Origin of the sequence: Alkalibacterium subtropicum, assembly GCF_900112455.1 — a bacterium.
Taxonomy (GTDB): Bacteria; Bacillota; Bacilli; order Lactobacillales; family Carnobacteriaceae_A; genus Alkalibacterium; species Alkalibacterium subtropicum.
In genome coordinates this window covers 320,314-339,104 of the sequence record NZ_FOLT01000002.1, presented here as the reverse complement: position 1 = coordinate 339,104, position 18,791 = coordinate 320,314, and the positions used below count along the sequence as shown (strand labels likewise).

Here is an 18,791-nt window from a genome sequence, read left to right as displayed (position 1 = left end):
GGTGTCCGCTCATATTTGATGAGAAACTTTGACATCCACGTTGGGAAGTGACGGGTAAATATTCAACAAGTTCACAAGCACTTTTCGTTCGTTATCTGTAAATTGCTGCTGGGAGTTTACGGGGCCATAAAAAGCCCGGTCGGCCAGTTGGCTGAAATCGTCAAGTGTCTGTTTATGACTGGAGGCAAAAGGTTTCCAGTCATTCATATACATTTGAACAGTTTGACCAGGTTCAGGCTTGTGTTTCAAGTAATACAGTCGAAGAATGAGCTGTGAAGCCTGTTTGAGGGAAAGCGTGTTTGTCCTGATCAACAATCTCGGCAGCCAGAGCAGCAGGTGCCATCTGAAGACGGCAATCACACTGCCCGAAATGCCAATAAACAGAAGTGCCGGATATAATATAGCTGACCATCCCTCAGTCAATGACTGATCCGCGGAAGAAGCGGTCTCTTCAGATTCCCTGTTATCCGATTCTGCTTCTGACTCCGTCGATGCTCCATCTGAGCCATCTCCGTTCGGGTCGTCTGTATTCGAGGGGGCGGTATCTGTATCGTCGATTACGAGTATATCTGCGTCATCGTCGAATGAATAGGTTTCCCCTCTGATGCTTGCCACGTCTTCCTGGTTAGTCACTGGATTTGCAAAAGATGGACTGGGTTCAAAAGGGACCCAGCCGTAACTCGGAAAAAAGACTTCCGGCCAGGAGTGGGCATTGCTGTTGTCTACTAAAAAGTAAGGGGCATCATTGTCAGTTTCAATGAGGGATCCGGGGGTGAATCCTTTCGTCCAGCGCGCGGGTATGCCGAGTGAACGCAGCATCACAGTCATTGATGTGGAAAAGTTGTCGCAATAGCCGACCTGAGATTCAAATAAAAAGTGATCCACGTAATCCCCGTCTTCAGGCGTCCTCTCCACATCGAGCAGACTATAGCGGTAACCCCCGTCTTCTTTGAGATACGTTTCGACTGCGCGGACGATCTCATATTCAGAATTGAGGCCGGCAGTTATTTCCTCCGCCAGATCATACACGCGCGATGGCAGGGAGGGAGGAAGCTGCAGTTCGTCTTCGAACCAGTAAGCTATGATTTCGTTGTTTTCCATTGCCTGGACAGATTCATCCTCAGACGATAATTCTTTATAGGTGGCCGCCAGTTCCTCCCGCCAGCCGTCATCCTCACGGAGAGCTTTCTCATCGAACCGGGTAGGAAAGCTTCTGTCGTATCGTAGGAGATAGTCACCGGAGACACCTTCTTCATTTTGAACAGTAAAGTAGTCATTTTTGTCATCTAGTCTTACTGTAAACTCATCTTCTGATGCTGAGTCATAATCGAGTTCAAGCCAGCCATAAGTGTAGGCAAGATAGGACAGGTCATCGATCCATTCCAGTCTTATGGAAGAAATGTCTTCCCGTTCGGGCATATTCTGTCGCTGGGCTGCAGTCAGGCTGCCATTTTCCCAGGCGGTATAAGGGAAGGTGACGGTCTTTTGAGTATCCGCTGCTTCGCTGTCCCAGCCAAAACCGTTATAGGTCGTCCGATGCATCACTTTCCAGTAATTTGGACGTTGAGTGAACGCGCGGAAAACAGGCGAAAAGTCCTGATGCAGTCGTCCCCCAAGTTTGTCTGTACGGATCCCCATGCCCGTACGTCGAAAACCAAGTCCCATTGCATTATTATTGATCCAGTCGAAAAAACCGCGTTGATCCAGTTCTTTCTGATAAGCGTTGGATTTCGTTTCGACCCATTCCTGGCTTGATTTTAGCTGATCAAGACTAAAGTAGGACAAACCGATCAATACCAGGAGCGAAGCAAAGGTAAACAGAAGCGTGTTAGAGACTGTCTGCCAGTGCGAAGCTATATCTATTTGTGATATGGCCACCAGTGAAAAAGCACTACCGACGAGTAAAATCAGATAGGGCAGGATATTCCGGGACGTAAAGGTATGAAGCGTCAGTAAATAGACAAGACCGGTAAAAAAAGCGGGCAGCGGCAAGTTGAAATGGAAAAGCAGGAACGTCAGGGCAGAAATCAGAAAAAAGAGTCCAGTCATCAAAAGGAGTGCTGGCACCTCAGTCAAGTTGGCTGCCAGAAGCGTCTGCCACTGCCTGACGCCAAGTTCCCACTTTTCCGGCAGCCATTCGCTTAAAAGAACACGATCAGTTGTGGGGGGGAAGAGAGAATAGATGAATACAAAAAACAGACCAGTCTGTATAAGGAGATAGAGCCATACCTTTTTTATAAAGACTGAAGACAGGACTGTAAGGACGAAAAATAAGAAGAGGATGTATCTGCCGGCAAGGGCATTGATCGTCATCAGCAGATTCAGTATAGGCAGCAGCATCAAACTGTAAAAAACGGCGATCAGGCTATAACGGATGTACAGGGCTCTGTCCCAGGTCATCTTCATCAGTCTCGCCTCCTTTTATCATAAGCACGGCTTCTTCGTCGATGTATAGGGCTGTTTCGGAAGGAAGGTCAGGAACATGGATGAGACTTGATTTGATGATGATTTTTTTGGAGGGCGTATTCAGTGTGCGCTGCGACAATTGGATGAGCTGCTGGGTATGTTGGGTCGGTTCGATTGTCAGAAAGCCGGCTTCATCCTGGACTGCAGTCAGGGTATTGCTGAATTCACCCACCAGAAAGAGGTTCACATCCTGACTTTCTTTCATTTCTTTTAAAAGGCTGTAACCAACGCTGAGTAATGTTTCGAAACTTTCGGTGTCGAAACCTAAAAAACACAGATCAACAGGGGTTTCTTCTTCCTTCTCGTATTCTTTCACCATCCACTGTCCCCGCTTGAGACTGGTTTTCCAGTCGATGCCCGCGAGCGTATCACGGTTCTGGAAGGAACGGATATCCGTCATATAGTAGTCGTGATGCAGTGAATGCGCTGTTTCTGTCAGATAGGGTGTTAAATGATGCATAAGTCGCTGGCGTTCGGATTTCTTTAAAAGATCCGGATAGACATCGATGTTTATGGGGACGACAAGCGTTGAATGCTTTCTCCATACGCCGAACAACCCGGTTCCCACGATATCCAGTGTCAAAGTTTCATGATGCCCTCTGGGTAGTGAGAGGGACTGAAACTGACTTTTTATTTTTCTGGAAAAGAAGACGGCTGTGGAAGAAGGCCGACGGATATCGTTGAATACCAAGGTGATGTCTATGGAAGATAACAGGAATGGCTGACGGCGTTTATTTTCAATGATAAAGGTGAAGGTGTAAGTATTGTCATCTCTTTTCTTTTTAGTGGTCCGGGTCAAATGATAGGATTGGCGAGTCGAAAGAAAGGAGACGACGAGCCAAAGAGTGAAGGCATAGAAAATAAACCAGGAAGCGGTCGTTGGAAAAACCAGGGTGTAGAGAACGATCAGGCTATAGAGGGATAAGATCGATAAAAGGCGAAAATACTTGTGTCGTTTGTTCATCTCTTTTGCCTGCCTTGTTTGGGAATGACCAGTTCCCTGGTCAGCTGATCGATGAACGCATCGATTTCCTCTTTACTGAGATGGTTTTCAAATAACAGGCGGTGACGGTAGAGAGGCTTCAATATATCTAAGATATCTTGAGGGATGACGTAATCCCTGCCTGCCAGCAGGGCATGTGCCCGGGCCGATGCCAGAGCAAACTGGTTGCCCCTTGGGCTGATGCCCAGGCGGATGGCTGGATGGTTTCGGGTCAGTAAAGCGAGAGAAACGATATATTGCAGCAGGCTTTCATCGACGTATACATGAGTGGCAACTTCCTTCAAGGTGAGAAACTCATCCAGGGTCATCACGGGTTCAAGTTTTTCAACAGCTTTCTGCTGATCCGGGGCGGCAAGCATCTGAACTTCCTGCTCTGTATCGGGGTAACCCAGCGACAGCTGGAAGAGAAAGCGATCCAGTTGGGCTTCAGGCAGGGGGTAGGTCCCTTTATATTCGATCGGATTCTGAGTGGCAAGAACAAAAAATGGCTCAGGTAGAGTATGCGTTTCACCATCTAAGGTGACCTGCTTTTCAGACATGGCTTCAAGCATCGCTGCCTGAGTTCGGGGCGAGGTTCGATTAATTTCATCGGCTAACAAGAGCTGATTGAAGATCGGACCCTTTCTGAAATTGAAAGCTGTCCCCTCGGCATTCGGTACAGAGAAACCGATGATGTCAGAAGGGATCAGATCTGGTGTAAACTGTATACGGGCAAAATCAGCATCCAGACACTTTGCAATCGTACGGATCAGCAGGGTTTTGCCCACGCCGGGTATGTCCTCGAATAAGATGTGGCCGCCTGCCAGCATAGCGACAATGGTCAGACGGGTGACGTCCTTCTTGCCGATGATGATGCTGTCGACGGTATCGATAAGCCTATGCAGCTTTTCGATAGAGAGATGCGTTTTCTGAAATAAAGCCATGTCAGTCCCTCCTTTGAATGAATTTGATTAGCCAATGTCCCGGTGTAATAACAGGACAGTCTTTGTATAGGTTAATTTAATTGTATATAGATTCTGGAAATAACTCAACGATTTAGCAAGACACAGTCGTGGTCCTTAGTGAAATAAAGATGCTAAAGGGTAGTAAAACGGAAAAGAGTCATATCAGGTAGAGTGAGTAAGGAGGAAGGAATATATATAGAAGAAACAGAAAAATAAGAATGGAAACGGAGTATTTTCTGTACGGATACGCGGCACTTGCCGGTGAAAAAGAAGTAAGGTGCTTTTGAAAGTCTAAGAAAGAAAAAGTTGTAGAATTATTTTAAAAAAGAAAGAAAAAGGCTTGATTATGTTTGTTATTGTCTGTATACTTGTAAAGGTGTCTGTGAGTGACGCTCTTTTTTTGAAAAAACGCATGCCGTCAAGGTTTTGCTGGAAATTCAGAAGGCGGTGAAACTCGCGGAGCCGAGGCTAGGAAGCGAGAGGTTGCGACACACCCGGGTGCATTGCCATGGAGGGTGGTTGGATAATTTTCGTGGAGCTAGGTTTATTTCTTAAATAAGCGAAGGAGGGAAAATCATGGCAAAACAAAAAATTCGTATTCGTTTGAAAGCTTACGAACATCGCGTACTTGATCAATCAGCAGACAAAATTGTGGAAACAGCAAAGAGAACTGGGGCAAACGTATCTGGTCCAATCCCATTGCCGACTGAACGTAAATTATTCACTGTGATCCGTTCACCACATAAATATAAAGATTCACGCGAACAATTCGAAATGCGTACACACAAACGTCTGGTGGACATTTTAAACCCAACAGCGAAAACTGTGGATGCATTAACTAAACTTGACTTACCGTCAGGCGTAGACATTGAAATCAAACTATAATAAACGAAAATAAAAAATCATAATAACGGAGGTGTACTCATGACCAAGGGAATCTTAGGAAGAAAAGTTGGAATGACTCAAATTTTCAGCGAAACAGGAGAATTACTACCTGTAACAGTGATCGAAGTTCAGCCTAACGTGGTATTACAAGTTAAAACGACTGAAACGGATGGTTACAACGCTGTTCAATTAGGGTATGAAGATAAACGCGAAGTATTATCTAACAAACCAGCACAAGGTCATGTTAAAAAAGCTAACACGGCTCCTAAGCGCTTCATTAAGGAATTACGAGATGCTGAGCTAGGGGACGTCGAAGTTGGAAACGAAATTAAAGTAGATACATTTGCAGAAGGCGACATCGTTGATGTCACAGGAACGTCTAAAGGTAAAGGATTCCAAGGGGTTATCAAACGTCACGGCCAAAGCCGCGGACCTGAAACTCACGGATCTCGTTATCACCGTCGTCCTGGTTCAATGGGTATGGCTACTCATCCTGGACGCGTATTCAAAGGCAAAAAATTAGCTGGCCGTATGGGTGGAGATCAAGTCACTGTACAAAACCTTGAAATCGTTCGTGTCGATACAGACCGTAACGTATTGTTGATCAAAGGTAATGTACCAGGTGCCAAAAAATCACTTATCCAAATACGAACTGCAGAAAAAATCAACAAGTAATAGAGTAGGAAGGGAGGACTAGCAGAATGCCAACTGTAACGTTATTTAAACAAGACGGAACGCAAAATGGTGATGTAACATTGAACGATGCGATTTTTGGGATCGAACCAAATGAAGCTGTTGTTTTTGATGCCATCACAATGCAGCGTGCGTCATTAAGACAAGGAACACATGCAGTAAAAAACCGTAGTGCAGTACGCGGCGGAGGACGCAAACCATGGCGTCAAAAGGGAACTGGACGTGCGCGTCAAGGTTCTATCCGTTCACCACAATGGCGTGGAGGTGGAACAGTCTTCGGACCGACACCACGTTCATACTCATACAAATTACCAAGAAAAGTACGTCGTTTAGCAATCAAATCTGTCTTGTCTGCAAAAGCAGCAAGCGAGGACATCATCGTATTAGATGGTTTAAGCTTCGACGCACCAAAAACTAAAGAATTCAGAGCTGTGCTTAACAACATCGATGCAAGTAAAAAAGCATTAGTTGTTTTAGAAGATGACAATGAATTTGCAAAACTGTCTGCACGTAATATTCCAGGAGTTAAAGTCGTAGCTCCTAATAATGTATCCGTGCTAGACGTTGTTGCACATGACACACTCATCTTGACGAAGGCTGCTCTGGACAAAGTAGAGGAGGCTCTTCAATAATGGATGCACGAGACGTCATTTTACGCCCGATCATTACCGAAGCTTCTATGTATGCTATGGATGACAAAAAGTACACATTCGAAGTGAATGTTCGCGCTAAGAAAACGCATATCAAAAAGTCTGTCGAAGAACTATTCGATGTAAAAGTCGACAAGGTCAATGTCATCAATACAGCGCCTAAACCAAAGCGTATGGGTCGTTATGAAGGTCACACGAAGAAACGCAAAAAAGCGATCGTGACACTTTCAGCTGATTCAAATGATATTGCATTGTTCGGAGACGAAGAATAAGCATACGTTTAAAATATGATTCATGAAAACTAGTTTAACAAGGAGGGGAATCACGTGGCAATTAAGACATACAAAGCTACCACAAATGGACGTCGTAACATGACAGGGTCTGATTTCGCTGAAATCACAACCAACAAGCCAGAAAAGAGCTTGCTGAGACCAAACCCTAAACGTGCCGGACGTAACAATGCTGGTAAAATCACTGTCCGTCATCAAGGCGGAGGCCACAAGCACAAATATCGTGTGATCGACTTCAAACGTCAAAAAGACGGCGTTCGCGGTATTGTCAAAACTGTTGAATATGATCCAAACCGTTCCGCAAATATCTCATTGGTACAATATGAAGATGGAACAAAAACTTACATTTTATCTCCAAAAGGAATCGAAGTAGGTTCAAGCATCTACTCAGGCCCTGAAGTTGATATCAAAGTAGGTAACGCCTTACCACTGACTAATATCCCTGTTGGTACGTTCGTACACAACATTGAAATGAAACCTGGCAAAGGCGGACAATTAGTTCGTTCAGCTGGTACTTCAGCTCAAGTATTAGGTAAAGAAGGCAAATACGCACTTGTCCGCTTGAGCTCAGGCGAAACACGTCTGATCCTGTCAAGCTGCCGTGCAACTATCGGTTCTGTAGGTAACGAACAGCACGAACTGATCAACATCGGTAAAGCCGGACGTAACCGCTGGAAGGGCAAACGCCCAACAGTACGTGGTTCTGTAATGAACCCTAACGATCACCCACACGGTGGTGGTGAAGGTAGAGCCCCAATCGGCCGCCCAAGCCCAATGTCACCATGGGGTAAACCAACTCTTGGTAAGAAAACCCGTAAAGGTAAGAATCGTTCAGATAAGCTTATCGTACGTCGTCGTAAAACTAAGAAAAAATAAGCATAACACTTAAAGAGTAAAGAGAAATAATACGGGGCAAACCCGAAGAGGAGGGCAATACATGAGCCGTAGTTTGAAAAAAGGACCTTTCGTCGACGATCACTTGATGAAAAAAGTTCGCGAAATGGATGACAACAACAAACGTGTAATCAAAACATGGTCACGTCGTTCAACTATCTTTCCGAACTTTGTAGGTTATACCATTGCCGTATATGATGGAAGAAAGCATGTGCCAGTCTATGTTCAAGAAGACATGGTCGGACACAAACTAGGTGAATTTGCACCAACAAGAACGTATCGCGGACACGGAAAAGACGACCGCACTACGAAACGTTAATAGCGAAGGGAGGATACATTCATGGCAGAAACAGTAACAGCAGCAAAAGCAACTGCTCGCATGGTTCGCATCGCACCACGTAAAACACGTTTGGTCGTCGATACCATCAGAGGGAAAAGTGCTGCAGAAGCTATTTCTATCCTTCGCTTCACTAACAGAGGAGCAGCAGAAGCGGTAGAAAAAGTTTTGATGTCAGCAATTGCAAATGCTGAACACAATTACGATATGGATATCGAAGAATTAGTCGTAAGCGAAGCCTATGTAAATGAAGGAGCAACCTTAAAAAGGTTCCGTCCTCGTGCGAAAGGTGCAGCTTCACGTATAAACAAACGAACAAGCCACATCACAGTCGTGGTATCAGAGAAGAAGGAGGGGTAATCAGTGGGACAAAAAGTAAATCCTCATGGTATGCGTGTCGGTGTCATCCAAGATTGGGACGCTAAATGGTACGCAGAAAAAGATTTTGCAGATAAATTACATGAAGACCTTGCTGTTCGTGAGTACATTGCTGAAAAACTAAGTGATGCCTCTGTTTCTCGTGTAGAAATCGAACGTGCAGCAAACAGAATCAACGTGTCTATTCACACTGCTAAACCAGGAATGGTCATTGGTAAAGGTGGATCAGAGGTTGATGCTTTAAGAAACGGATTAAACAACTTAACTGGCAAGCGAGTTCACGTGAACATCGTCGAGATCAAACGTCCAGATATGGATGCTACATTAGTGGCAAAGAGTATTGCTGAGCAGTTAGAAAACCGTATTTCATTCCGTCGTGCACAAAAACAAGCGATCCAGCGCACAATGCGTTCAGGTGCTAAAGGTGTACGTACAATGGTAGCCGGACGTCTAAACGGTGCAGATATTGCCCGCAGCGAAAGCTTTGCTGAAGGATCAGTTCCTTTGCACACCATCCGTGCCGATATCGATTACGCTAACGAAGAAGCCGATACAACTTACGGTAAAATCGGAGTTAAAGTATGGATCTACAAAGGAGAAGTTCTTCCTGAAGTTAAGGAAGATAAGAAAGGAGGGAAATAATCAATGTTAGTACCAAAACGTGTAAAACACCGTCGCGAATTCCGTGGTAAAATGCGTGGAGAAGCAAAAGGCGGCAAAGAAATAGCTTACGGTCAATACGGATTGCAGGCAATTGACTCTGTATGGATCACAAGCAGACAAATCGAATCAGCTCGTATAGCGATGACTCGTTATATGAAACGTGGTGGGAAAGTATGGATCAAAATTTTCCCTCACAAACCAGTGTCAGCTAAAGCAATTGGTGTTCGTATGGGTTCTGGTAAAGGAGCTCCTGAGAGCTGGGTAGCCCCTGTCAAACGTGGTAAGATCATGTTTGAAATCGGCGGCGTATCTGAAGAAGTCGCTCGCGAAGCCTTGCGTTTAGCTTCACACAAACTACCGGTTAGAACTAGAGTAGTAACTCGTGAAGAAAGTGGTGACTCAAATGAAGGCTAATGAATTAAAAAGCTTATCCACTACTGAATTGATTGAAAAAGAAGCAGAATTCAAAGAAGAGCTATTTAACTTACGCTTTCAATTAGCTACTGGACAATTAGAAAACACCGCTCGTATCGGTGAGGTACGTAAAAACATCGCGCGTGTTAAAACTGTTTTGCGCCAAGCTGAAATGGCATAGTAACTAGATAGTGTAATAGCTTATTCAAAGGAGGCTAGAAAATGGCTGAACGTAATGAACGTAAAGTATATCAGGGCAGAGTGACTTCAGACAAAATGGATAAAACCATCGTTGTTGAGATCGCTACGCAGAAACAGCACCCTAAATACAAAAAACGTATTAAATACTCAACTAAATTTAAAGCACATGATGAAAACAATACTGCTAAAACTGGTGACATTGTTAAAATCATGGAAACTCGACCATTATCTAAAGATAAACGTTTCCGTTTATTAGAAGTGGTTGAAGAATCAGTAGTTTTATAATCTAACATCCGGGGAACCGGGAGCTACACAACGATGAAGTAAACTTTATCGTGAGTTTGAAAGGAGGATCCTAACGTGATTCAAACAGAAAGTCGTATGAAAGTCGCTGACAACTCTGGGGCACGTGAAGTGCTTGTCATTAAAGTTTTAGGTGGATCAGGAGCCAAAACTGCCAACATTGGTGATGAAGTAGTTGTTACTGTAAAACATGCTACACCAGGCGGCGTTGTTAAAAAAGGGGACGTTGCTCGTGCAGTAATCGTTCGTACAAAATCTGGCGCTAGACGTCCAGATGGTTCTTATATTAAATTCGATGAAAATGCTTGTGTAATTATTCGTGAAGACAAAGCACCACGTGGAACACGTATCTTCGGACCAGTTGCTCGTGAATTACGTGAGAATGACTTTATGAGAATTGTTTCGTTAGCTCCGGAAGTTCTATAATTCCGATAAACGTCATAAGGAGGTGCGCTAGAGAATGTTTGTAAAAACTGGAGACAAAGTCAAAGTAATCGCAGGTAAAGATAAAGGCAAAGAAGGCACGATATTAGCTGCTATGCCTAAACAGAACAAAGTTATTGTTGAAGGACTCAATATCATGAAAAAACATACCCGTCCTACAGGTATGGGACAAGAAGGCGGAATTGTTGAGAAAGAAGCACCAATTCACGTATCTAATGTTCAATTGATCGATCCGAAAACAAATGAATCTACTCGAGTAGGTTATAAAGTTGAAGAAGGTAAAAAAGTTCGCTACGCTAAAAAATCTGGCGAAGCACTTTAATCTAAAGTAGGGAAGGAGGGCATTCATTTATGACACGCCTTAAAGAAAAATATAACAGTGATGTACGACCATCATTGGTTGAGAAATTCGAATACAGCTCAGTCATGGAAGCACCAAAAGTTGAAAAGATCGTTATCAACATGGGTGTGGGTGAAGCTGTTTCAAACACTAAGAACTTAGATAAAGCAGTAGAAGAATTAACACTTATTTCTGGACAAAAACCAGTTATCACACGTGCGAAGAAATCTATCGCTGCATTCCGTTTACGTGAAGGTATGCCAATCGGTACGAAAGTAACTCTCCGTGGCGATCGCATGTATGACTTCTTGGATAAATTAGTGACTGTTTCATTACCTCGTGTACGTGATTTCCGTGGAGTAAGCAAAAACGCTTTTGACGGACGTGGAAACTACACGCTAGGTGTTAAAGAGCAGCTGATTTTCCCTGAAGTTAATTACGATGATGTAGACAAAGTCCGCGGTATGGACATTGTTATTGTTACATCAGCTAACACTGACGAAGAAGCACGTGAATTACTTGGACAAATGGGAATGCCGTTCCAGAAATAACCTAAACTACCTATTAGGAGGGTAATTGTAAAAATGGCTAAAAAATCAATGATTGCTAAAAACAAAAAACCAGCCAAGTTTTCGACACGTGAGTATACCCGCTGTGAACGTTGTGGACGCCCACATGCTGTATACCAAAAATTCAGATTATGCCGTATTTGCTTGCGTGAGCTAGCTTATAAAGGTGAAATTCCTGGCTTGAAAAAAGCAAGCTGGTAAACAAAACGAAAACTTGCCGTAAAGGAGGCTACAACGAATGGTCATGACAGATCCTATCGCAGATTTCTTAACTCGTATCCGTAACGCTAATAACGCACGTCATACGAAAGTTGAGATCCCTGCTTCTAACTTGAAAAAAGGTATGGCCGATATCCTGAAATCAGAAGGTTTCATCAAGGATGTTGAATTTGTGGAAGATGACAAACAAGGCATCGTCCGCGTGTTCTTGAAATATGGTCAAAACAACGAACGTGTTATCACCGGTTTGAAACGTATTTCAAAACCAGGTTTACGTGTTTACGTTAACGCAGAAGAAATGCCTAAAGTGTTGAACGGACTAGGTATCGCTCTAGTTTCTACATCCGAAGGTGTTGTAACAGACAAAACAGCTCGTGCTAAAAATATCGGAGGAGAAGTCCTCGCGTACGTTTGGTAATAAGCTGAGAGAGATGAAGGAGGTGCCGGACTTTGAGCCGTATCGGAAAAATGCCGATCACGATTCCTGAAGGTGTGGAAGTGAACATCGACGGAAACGTGATTACAGTTAAAGGGAAAAACGGAGAATTGAGCCGTGAAATCAGCCCTGTTATTGATGTTAAAGTTGAAGATAATCAAATGACATTTGAACGACCTGATGAAACAAAATCTAGTCGTACGATCCACGGAACAACTCGTGCTATTGTGAACAACATGGTCGAAGGTGTTACTGTCGGTTTTGAAAAAGTTCTAGAATTGAATGGTGTTGGTTACCGTGCACAGAAACAAGGTAACAAATTAGTCGTAAACGTCGGACTATCACACCCAGTCGAATTCGAAGAAGTTGAAGGATTAACAGTTGAAGTGCCATCTAACACGGTTGTTTCTATTAAAGGTGCAAGCAAAGAAAAGGTTGGCGCATTAGCTGCTAACATTCGTGCCGTACGCCCACCAGAGCCTTACAAAGGTAAAGGGATTCGCTATAGAGGCGAAAACGTACGTCGTAAAGAAGGTAAAACAGGTAAATAATAAAATGAAAGAGAACTCTATGACGCTCTGTTATAACGTTCTGCTTTCCTTTTGTCAGATGACCTGACTATCTCATAAATATGAGAATTTTGAATAAAGAGGTGACAATTGTGATTACAAAACCAGATAAAAACAAATTACGTAAAAAAAGACATAAACGCATCCGCAGAAATCTTTCTGGTACTGCTGAGCGCCCGCGTTTGAGTGTGTTCCGTTCGAACACAAACATCTACGCTCAATTAATTGATGATGTAGAGGGTGTAACGCTCGCAAGTGCATCTTCCTTAGATACTGACGTTTCAGGCGATTCGAAAGTTGAAGAAGCTGCTGCAGTAGGAACATTGATTGCTGAACGCGCTAAAAACAAAGACATTTCAGTCGTTGTTTTTGACCGTGGCGGATATCAATACCACGGACGTGTCAAAGCATTAGCAGACGCAGCTCGTGAAAACGGACTATCATTCTAAAGAAAAGGAGGAATAACAGTATATGACAACTCATATTGATGCATCTAAATTAGATATTGAAGATCGCGTAGTTGAAATCAACCGTGTAACTAAAGTTGTTAAAGGTGGACGTCGTTTACGTTTTGCTGCTCTAGTCGTAGTAGGAGACAGAAACGGACACGTTGGTTTTGGTACAGGTAAAGCACAAGAAGTGCCAGAAGCGATCCGTAAAGCGATCGAAGCTGCTAAAACCAATTTAGTAGAAGTACCGATCGTTGGTACAACACTGCCACATCGAGTGATCGGACGTCACGGTGGCGGCAACATCATCTTGAAACCAGCTACAGCCGGTTCTGGAGTTTCTGCTGGTGGTCCAGTACGTGCGATTTTAGAATTAGCCGGCGTACAAGACGTTTCTTCTAAATCTGTCGGATCTAGTTCGCCGATCAACATGATCCGTGCAACGATCGACGGAATCAGTCAATTGAAACGTGCAGAAGACGTAGCAAAACTTCGCGGAAAATCTGTAGAAGAATTACTTGGATAAGGAGAGATGACACAATGGCAAACTTGGAAATAACATTAAAACGCAGTTTAATTGGTCGTCCTCAAAAACAACATCAAGTAGTTAAATCATTAGGTCTTAGAAAAACCAACTCTTCAGTTGTGAGACCTGATAATGAAGCAGTCCGAGGAGCAATTAAACACATCGCTCATTTAGTAGACGTTAAAGAAGTCTAATGAGCAAAGAGTCTAACTAAAGGAGGTGCCAAGATTTATGAAACTTCATGAATTAAAACCCGCAGAAGGGTCACGTAAATCACGTAACCGTGTAGGCCGTGGATCTTCTTCTGGTAACGGAAAAACATCCGGTCGTGGACAAAAAGGACAAAAAGCGCGTTCGGGTGGTGGAACACGTTTAGGTTTTGAAGGTGGACAAACACCATTATTCCAAACTTTACCAAAACGTGGATTTACAAACTACAACCGTAAAGAATTCGACATTGTCAATTTAGACACACTAAACCGATTTGAAGAAGGTACAGAAGTTACTCCAGACGTACTTGTCAAAGCAGGAGTAATTAAAAACAAAAAATCCGGTGTTAAGGTTTTGGCGAAAGGAAACATCGATCACAAACTTACTGTGAAAGCTAACAAGTTTTCTTCAGCAGCTAAAGAAGCGATCGAAGCTGCCGGTGGATCAGTAGAGGTGATCTAAGGATGATCGAGCTGATTAAAGGTGTGATCAAAGAAAAAGATGTGCGTAGTCGTGTGCTGTTCACTCTTGGGATCCTGATCGTTTTCCGTCTGGGTACACATTTAACTGTGCCTGGCGTCAACGCGGACTCTCTGGGTGATCTGTCCAGTTCTGGATTATTCAATTTATTAGATACGTTTGGTGGTGGGGCCCTGAGCAGTTATTCAGTCTTTGCTTTAGGTGTTTCACCTTACATTACGGCTTCTATCGTCATTCAGCTTTTGCAGATGGATGTCATTCCTAAATTCAAGGAATGGGCAGACCAGGGCGAAGTCGGGCGACGCAAGTTGAATCAGGCCACACGCTATTTAACGATTTTCTTAGCATTTTTCCAGGCTATCGGTATTTCTTATGGATTCAACGCATTAACAGGTTTAGGACTGGTCCGTAATCCCGGACCGGCAACATATATTACGATTGCGATCATACTGACAGCAGGGACAATGCTTGTCATGTGGCTGGGTGAAATGATCACTGTTCACGGTTTTGGGAACGGCGTATCATTCATCATCTTCTCCGGTATCATCGCACGTTTTCCTCAGGACATTGGACAGTTTTATAACACACAGATCAGAAATGCGGGCGATGAAATCGTCAGTGCATGGGCTCTGGCAATCACCATAATCATTGTGTTTATTTTACTTGTACTACTTGTCACTTATGTCGAAAACGCTAAACGTAATATCCCTGTTCGCTACTCTAAACGTGCCAGCACAACGAAAGACAGTGCTGTTTTACCATTAAAAGTGAACTCGGCTGGCGTTATTCCAGTTATTTTCGCTAGTTCGTTCCTTATGACTCCGCAGATCATCCTCGGCTATTTTGCCCAGGGTAATCAGAATGAAAGCTGGTACCAGGTATTGAACAGTGTGTTCAACCTTCAGGAACCTATGGGTGCTGTGCTTTATACAGTACTGATCGTCTTGTTCACGTATTTCTACGCATTCATTCAGGTCAATCCTGAAAAGGCTGCGGAGAATTTACAGAAACAAAACGGCTACATTCCAAGCATTCGTCCGGGACGGGCCACCGAAGAATATATTGGTTACATGCTTATTCGTTTAAGTACAGTGGGAGCCATTTATTTAGGAACCATTTCATTGCTTCCGATTATAGCTTCTGCTTTATACAATCTGCCAGGTTCTCTAGCATTGGGTGGTACAAGCTTACTCATCGTAGTTGGTGTGGCGCTTGACTCTATGCGACAACTGGAAGGATTGCTGAGCAAGAAGAGTTACCAAGGCTTCATTCAGCGCTCATAAGCGACTTTTAAAAATTGAATTAAGACGATTTGCCCGGATGTCACTATGACAGACGTGGGTAAATCGATCTTTTTTCCATTTATGCTGATGAAGTAAGTGAAGGAATTAAGGAGGAAGCATGATGAATTTGATCCTATTAGGTCTTCCCGGGGCAGGAAAAGGGACGCAGGCTTCACGTATTTCGGAAAGATACAATATTCCGCATATCTCGACCGGAGATATGTTCCGTGCAGCGATGAAAAACAAAACCGCTCTTGGCTTAAAAGCGAAACAGTATATGGATGAAGGCGAACTGGTTCCTGACGATGTAACAAACGGAATAGTTAAGGAACGTCTTCAGCAGGATGATGCAAAAAGAGGTTTTTTACTTGATGGTTATCCGCGTACATTGAATCAGGCTCAAGCACTTCAGCAGGCTCTGGCTTCTACAAACAGAAGACTGGATCACGTGCTGTACATCAAAGTACCGAAAGATATTCTGATGGAACGTTTGACCGGAAGATTCATGTGCTCGAATTGTGGTGCGACCTATCATAAAGTGTATTCTCCACCTAAAGTGGAAGGCACCTGCGATAAGTGCGGCTCACATGATTTCTATCAAAGAGAAGATGACAAACCGGAAACGGTTGAGACTCGTATCAACGTGAATGAAGAGCAAACGGAAAAACTTGCCAAACACTACAGTGATTTAGGTCTCGTTCGAGAAATCGACGGGGAACAAAGTCCGAAACAAGTTTTCCAGGACATTGTGGACATACTAAACTAAGAAGTCCGATGTTTTATGATGAATCCTTGCAATGATCATGTATGCATGATATAATAGTACGAGCGTCAAAAAGTAACAAACCAAGCGATTATTATAGCATAAAATAAAGTGAGGCTTAAGGTCATCACTCTATTCATGCGTACTGAAGTGAGATATCAAAGGAGGAAACCAGGCGTGGCAAAAGACGATGTTATAGAGATTGAAGGAACCGTCCTAGAAACGTTACCAAACGCAATGTTTAAAGTAGAACTTGAAAATGGTCACGAAATTCTAGCACACGTTTCTGGCAAAATTCGTATGAATTACATCCGGATTCTGCCTGGGGATAAGGTAACGGTTGAAATGTCTCCATATGATTTAACACGTGGACGCATTACGTATCGATTTAAATAAACTTAGGACTCCGAAGAAATCAAGGAGGGAAAGTTCATGAAGGTAAGACCATCAGTCAAAAAAATGTGTGACAAGTGTAAAGTGATCCGTCGTAATGGCCGTGTAATGGTTATATGCGAAAATCCTAAACACAAACAACGTCAAGGCTAATTTTTAAAATAGGAGGTGCATAGACATGGCTCGTATAGCAGGTGTAGATATTCCACGTGACAAACATATCGTCATTTCATTAACTTATATTTATGGAATCGGTAAAACTACAGCTCAAGAAATTTTAGCAGCTGCAGGAGTTCCAGAAGAAACTCGTGTCCGTGAATTAACAAACGATCAATTAGATGCAGTCCGTGCTGAAGTAGATAAACGTAAAATCGAAGGAGATCTTCGTCGTGAAGTTCGTCAGAACATCAAACGTTTAATCGAAATTGGATCATACCGTGGCATCCGTCACCGTCGTGGTTTACCAGTACGTGGACAAAACACGAAAAACAACGCGCGTACGCGTAAAGGCAAAGCAGTCGCTATTGCCGGCAAGAAAAAATAATTACCTAAAGTTAGGAGGTCAATCTTCGAATGGCTAAAGTAAAAAGACCCGCTCGTAATCGTAAACGTAGAGTGAAAAAGAATATTGAACATGGAGTAGCACATATCCGTTCAACATTCAACAATACAATCGTAATGATAACAGACGCACACGGGAATGCGATTTCCTGGTCTTCTGCAGGCTCACTAGGTTTCAGAGGATCTCGTAAATCAACTCCTTTTGCTGCTCAAATGGCTGCTGAAGCTGCTGCAAAAGGCGGAATGGAAAACGGTATGAAGACTGTCGAGGTTTCTGTTAAAGGACCTGGATCTGGTCGTGAAGCTGCGATCCGTTCACTACAGGCTACAGGATTAGAAGTCACTGCAATTCGTGACGTAACACCGGTACCACATAACGGTTGCCGTCCTCCAAAACGTCGTCGCGTATAATAGTTACTATTAACGAGATCGTTTTTGGGATAGCGTGGATTAACGTTTTGAAAGGGGTAAACGGATTATATGATCGAAATTGAAAAGCCGGTAATAGAAACAGTTGAGATCAGTGAAGATGGAAAATTCGGTAAGTTTGTCGTCGAACCGCTTGAACGTGGTTACGGGACAACTTTAGGAAATTCCCTGCGTCGAATTCTTTTGTCATCTTTGCCAGGTGCTGCCGTCACAACTTTACAGATCGATGGTGTTCTGCATGAATTCACTGCGATTGATGGTGTGGTTGAAGACGTCACTGCCATCATTTTAAACTTGAAAAAGCTCGCACTTAAATTGTATTCTGAAGAAACAAAAACCATTGAGATCGATATTGAAGGGCCAGCTACTGTTACAGCGGCAGATATTATCTTTGACAGTGATGTTGAGATAATGAACCCTGATTTATATATTTGTACAGTCTCTGAAGGCGGACACTTACATGCTCGCATGGAAGCGCAAAAAGGCAGAGGTTATGTACGTGCTGAACACAACAAACACGATGATATGCCGATTGGTGTAATGCCGGTTGATTCGATATATACCCCGGTCAGCCGAGTAAACTACCACGTCGAAAATACACGTGTTGGAGAAAAAGAACAATATGACAAGTTAACGCTTGACGTCTGGACAGACGGATCGATTTCTCCAGAAGACGGTGTCAGTCTTGCTGCAAAAATCATGACTGAACACTTGAACATTTTTGTTAACCTGACAGAAGAAGCGCGTGAAGCAGAGATAATGGTCGAAAAAGAAGAAACACAAATGGAAAAAATGCTTGAGATGACAATCGAAGAGCTGGATCTGTCTGTGCGCTCTTATAACTGCTTGAAACGTGCCGGAATAAACACTGTTCAGGAATTAACGAATAAAACAGAACCAGAAATGATGAAGGTCCGCAACTTAGGACGTAAATCACTGGAAGAAGTAAAACTAAAACTTGGCGAGCTGGATCTAGGCTTACGCGAAGAAGAATAATTT

The 18,791-nt window shown here is 43.3% G+C and carries 31 protein-coding genes; 28 read left to right on the top strand and 3 right to left on the bottom strand.

The features are described from left to right. Positions 1-9: 9 nt before the first annotated feature. The 3 genes from BM049_RS03570 to BM049_RS03560 are packed head-to-tail and all read right to left on the bottom strand — an operon-like array spanning position 10 to position 4,392. Positions 10-2,406 (bottom strand): transglutaminase domain-containing protein, encoded by a 2,397-nt coding sequence (locus BM049_RS03570; protein WP_143079445.1) that lies wholly within the window; start codon positions 2,404-2,406, stop codon positions 10-12. Beyond that, on the bottom strand, positions 2,366-3,430 hold the full coding sequence (locus tag BM049_RS03565) for a DUF58 domain-containing protein (RefSeq protein ID WP_091528681.1): 1,065 nt from the start codon (positions 3,428-3,430) through the stop codon (positions 2,366-2,368). The genes BM049_RS03570 and BM049_RS03565 overlap by 41 nt, the downstream gene beginning before the upstream one ends. Next, entirely contained in the window at positions 3,427-4,392 is a 966-nt protein-coding gene (locus BM049_RS03560; RefSeq protein ID WP_091528679.1) for an AAA family ATPase, read from the bottom strand. Before BM049_RS03560 ends, BM049_RS03565 begins: the two co-directional genes overlap by 4 nt. A gap of 597 nt (positions 4,393-4,989) precedes the next feature. On the opposite strand from BM049_RS03560, the gene rpsJ reads away from it, so the two are divergent. The 28 genes from rpsJ (at position 4,990) to BM049_RS03420 (ending at position 18,788) form a co-directional block, all read left to right on the top strand. After that, positions 4,990-5,298 carry a 30S ribosomal protein S10 gene (gene rpsJ, locus BM049_RS03555; protein WP_091488850.1) on the top strand — a complete coding sequence of 103 codons (309 nt, stop codon included), beginning with the start codon at positions 4,990-4,992 and terminating at the stop codon, positions 5,296-5,298. A 39-nt stretch (positions 5,299-5,337) separates the two neighbouring features. After that, positions 5,338-5,973: a 50S ribosomal protein L3 gene (gene rplC / locus BM049_RS03550; RefSeq protein ID WP_091528678.1), complete on the top strand. Its 636-nt coding sequence runs from the start codon at positions 5,338-5,340 to the stop codon at positions 5,971-5,973. Positions 5,974-5,999: 26 nt separating this feature from the next. Further along, positions 6,000-6,623: a 50S ribosomal protein L4 gene (gene rplD, locus BM049_RS03545; RefSeq protein ID WP_091528676.1), complete on the top strand. Its 624-nt coding sequence runs from the start codon at positions 6,000-6,002 to the stop codon at positions 6,621-6,623. After that, positions 6,623-6,913, top strand: a complete 291-nt coding sequence (gene rplW, locus BM049_RS03540; RefSeq protein WP_091528675.1) for a 50S ribosomal protein L23 — start codon at positions 6,623-6,625, stop codon at positions 6,911-6,913. The genes rplD and rplW overlap by 1 nt, the downstream gene beginning before the upstream one ends. Positions 6,914-6,967: 54 nt before the next feature. Continuing rightward, positions 6,968-7,807 carry a 50S ribosomal protein L2 gene (gene rplB, locus BM049_RS03535; protein WP_091528673.1) on the top strand — a complete coding sequence of 280 codons (840 nt, stop codon included), beginning with the start codon at positions 6,968-6,970 and terminating at the stop codon, positions 7,805-7,807. A 61-nt stretch (positions 7,808-7,868) separates the two neighbouring features. Next, entirely contained in the window at positions 7,869-8,144 is a 276-nt protein-coding gene (gene rpsS / locus BM049_RS03530; protein ID WP_091488859.1) for a 30S ribosomal protein S19, read from the top strand. Positions 8,145-8,165: 21 nt separating this feature from the next. Beyond that, positions 8,166-8,522 (top strand): 50S ribosomal protein L22, encoded by a 357-nt coding sequence (gene rplV / locus BM049_RS03525; RefSeq protein ID WP_091528672.1) that lies wholly within the window; start codon positions 8,166-8,168, stop codon positions 8,520-8,522. A 3-nt stretch (positions 8,523-8,525) separates the two neighbouring features. Beyond that, entirely contained in the window at positions 8,526-9,182 is a 657-nt protein-coding gene (gene rpsC, locus BM049_RS03520) for a 30S ribosomal protein S3 (protein ID WP_091528670.1), read from the top strand. A gap of 3 nt (positions 9,183-9,185) precedes the next feature. After that, entirely contained in the window at positions 9,186-9,617 is a 432-nt protein-coding gene (gene rplP / locus BM049_RS03515; protein WP_091488864.1) for a 50S ribosomal protein L16, read from the top strand. Then, positions 9,607-9,798: a 50S ribosomal protein L29 gene (gene rpmC, locus BM049_RS03510; protein ID WP_091488866.1), complete on the top strand. Its 192-nt coding sequence runs from the start codon at positions 9,607-9,609 to the stop codon at positions 9,796-9,798. The genes rplP and rpmC overlap by 11 nt, the downstream gene beginning before the upstream one ends. Before the next feature lie 41 nt (positions 9,799-9,839). Then, entirely contained in the window at positions 9,840-10,103 is a 264-nt protein-coding gene (gene rpsQ, locus BM049_RS03505) for a 30S ribosomal protein S17 (RefSeq protein WP_091528668.1), read from the top strand. Positions 10,104-10,178: 75 nt separating this feature from the next. Continuing rightward, the gene (gene rplN / locus BM049_RS03500; protein WP_091488870.1) at positions 10,179-10,547 is read left to right on the top strand and encodes a 50S ribosomal protein L14; all 369 of its coding nucleotides are present in this window, start codon (positions 10,179-10,181) and stop codon (positions 10,545-10,547) included. 34 nt (positions 10,548-10,581) lie between these two features. After that, entirely contained in the window at positions 10,582-10,887 is a 306-nt protein-coding gene (gene rplX, locus BM049_RS03495; RefSeq protein WP_091528666.1) for a 50S ribosomal protein L24, read from the top strand. A 29-nt stretch (positions 10,888-10,916) separates the two neighbouring features. Next, complete coding sequence (gene rplE / locus BM049_RS03490) at positions 10,917-11,456, top strand: 50S ribosomal protein L5 (protein ID WP_091528665.1); 540 nt, start codon at positions 10,917-10,919, stop codon at positions 11,454-11,456. Between the two features lie 33 nt (positions 11,457-11,489). Next, positions 11,490-11,675 carry a type Z 30S ribosomal protein S14 gene (locus BM049_RS03485; protein WP_091528663.1) on the top strand — a complete coding sequence of 62 codons (186 nt, stop codon included), beginning with the start codon at positions 11,490-11,492 and terminating at the stop codon, positions 11,673-11,675. A 37-nt stretch (positions 11,676-11,712) separates the two neighbouring features. After that, positions 11,713-12,111, top strand: coding sequence for a 30S ribosomal protein S8 (gene rpsH / locus BM049_RS03480; RefSeq protein WP_091488877.1), 399 nt, complete (start codon positions 11,713-11,715; stop codon positions 12,109-12,111). A gap of 32 nt (positions 12,112-12,143) precedes the next feature. Further along, the gene (gene rplF / locus BM049_RS03475) at positions 12,144-12,680 is read left to right on the top strand and encodes a 50S ribosomal protein L6 (RefSeq protein WP_091528662.1); all 537 of its coding nucleotides are present in this window, start codon (positions 12,144-12,146) and stop codon (positions 12,678-12,680) included. A 101-nt stretch (positions 12,681-12,781) separates the two neighbouring features. After that, positions 12,782-13,147, top strand: a complete 366-nt coding sequence (gene rplR, locus BM049_RS03470; protein ID WP_091528734.1) for a 50S ribosomal protein L18 — start codon at positions 12,782-12,784, stop codon at positions 13,145-13,147. Positions 13,148-13,169: 22 nt separating this feature from the next. Then, a complete protein-coding gene (gene rpsE, locus BM049_RS03465; RefSeq protein ID WP_091528660.1) occupies positions 13,170-13,673 on the top strand; it encodes a 30S ribosomal protein S5 in 504 nt (167 codons plus the stop codon). A gap of 14 nt (positions 13,674-13,687) precedes the next feature. Continuing rightward, complete coding sequence (gene rpmD / locus BM049_RS03460; protein ID WP_091528658.1) at positions 13,688-13,867, top strand: 50S ribosomal protein L30; 180 nt, start codon at positions 13,688-13,690, stop codon at positions 13,865-13,867. A gap of 37 nt (positions 13,868-13,904) precedes the next feature. After that, positions 13,905-14,345, top strand: a complete 441-nt coding sequence (rplO, locus tag BM049_RS03455; protein WP_091488884.1) for a 50S ribosomal protein L15 — start codon at positions 13,905-13,907, stop codon at positions 14,343-14,345. 2 nt (positions 14,346-14,347) lie between these two features. Then, the gene (secY, locus tag BM049_RS03450) at positions 14,348-15,646 is read left to right on the top strand and encodes a preprotein translocase subunit SecY (protein ID WP_091528657.1); all 1,299 of its coding nucleotides are present in this window, start codon (positions 14,348-14,350) and stop codon (positions 15,644-15,646) included. A gap of 121 nt (positions 15,647-15,767) precedes the next feature. Continuing rightward, entirely contained in the window at positions 15,768-16,412 is a 645-nt protein-coding gene (locus BM049_RS03445; protein ID WP_091528655.1) for an adenylate kinase, read from the top strand. Between the two features lie 174 nt (positions 16,413-16,586). After that, positions 16,587-16,805: a translation initiation factor IF-1 gene (gene infA, locus BM049_RS03440; protein ID WP_034299926.1), complete on the top strand. Its 219-nt coding sequence runs from the start codon at positions 16,587-16,589 to the stop codon at positions 16,803-16,805. Positions 16,806-16,841: 36 nt separating this feature from the next. Continuing rightward, positions 16,842-16,955 (top strand): 50S ribosomal protein L36, encoded by a 114-nt coding sequence (rpmJ, locus tag BM049_RS03435; RefSeq protein WP_034299928.1) that lies wholly within the window; start codon positions 16,842-16,844, stop codon positions 16,953-16,955. Between the two features lie 25 nt (positions 16,956-16,980). Continuing rightward, positions 16,981-17,346: a 30S ribosomal protein S13 gene (rpsM, locus tag BM049_RS03430; RefSeq protein ID WP_091488895.1), complete on the top strand. Its 366-nt coding sequence runs from the start codon at positions 16,981-16,983 to the stop codon at positions 17,344-17,346. 29 nt (positions 17,347-17,375) lie between these two features. Next, on the top strand, positions 17,376-17,774 hold the full coding sequence (gene rpsK, locus BM049_RS03425; protein ID WP_091488897.1) for a 30S ribosomal protein S11: 399 nt from the start codon (positions 17,376-17,378) through the stop codon (positions 17,772-17,774). A 69-nt stretch (positions 17,775-17,843) separates the two neighbouring features. Next, positions 17,844-18,788: a DNA-directed RNA polymerase subunit alpha gene (locus BM049_RS03420; RefSeq protein WP_091528653.1), complete on the top strand. Its 945-nt coding sequence runs from the start codon at positions 17,844-17,846 to the stop codon at positions 18,786-18,788. Positions 18,789-18,791: the final 3 nt, after the last annotated feature.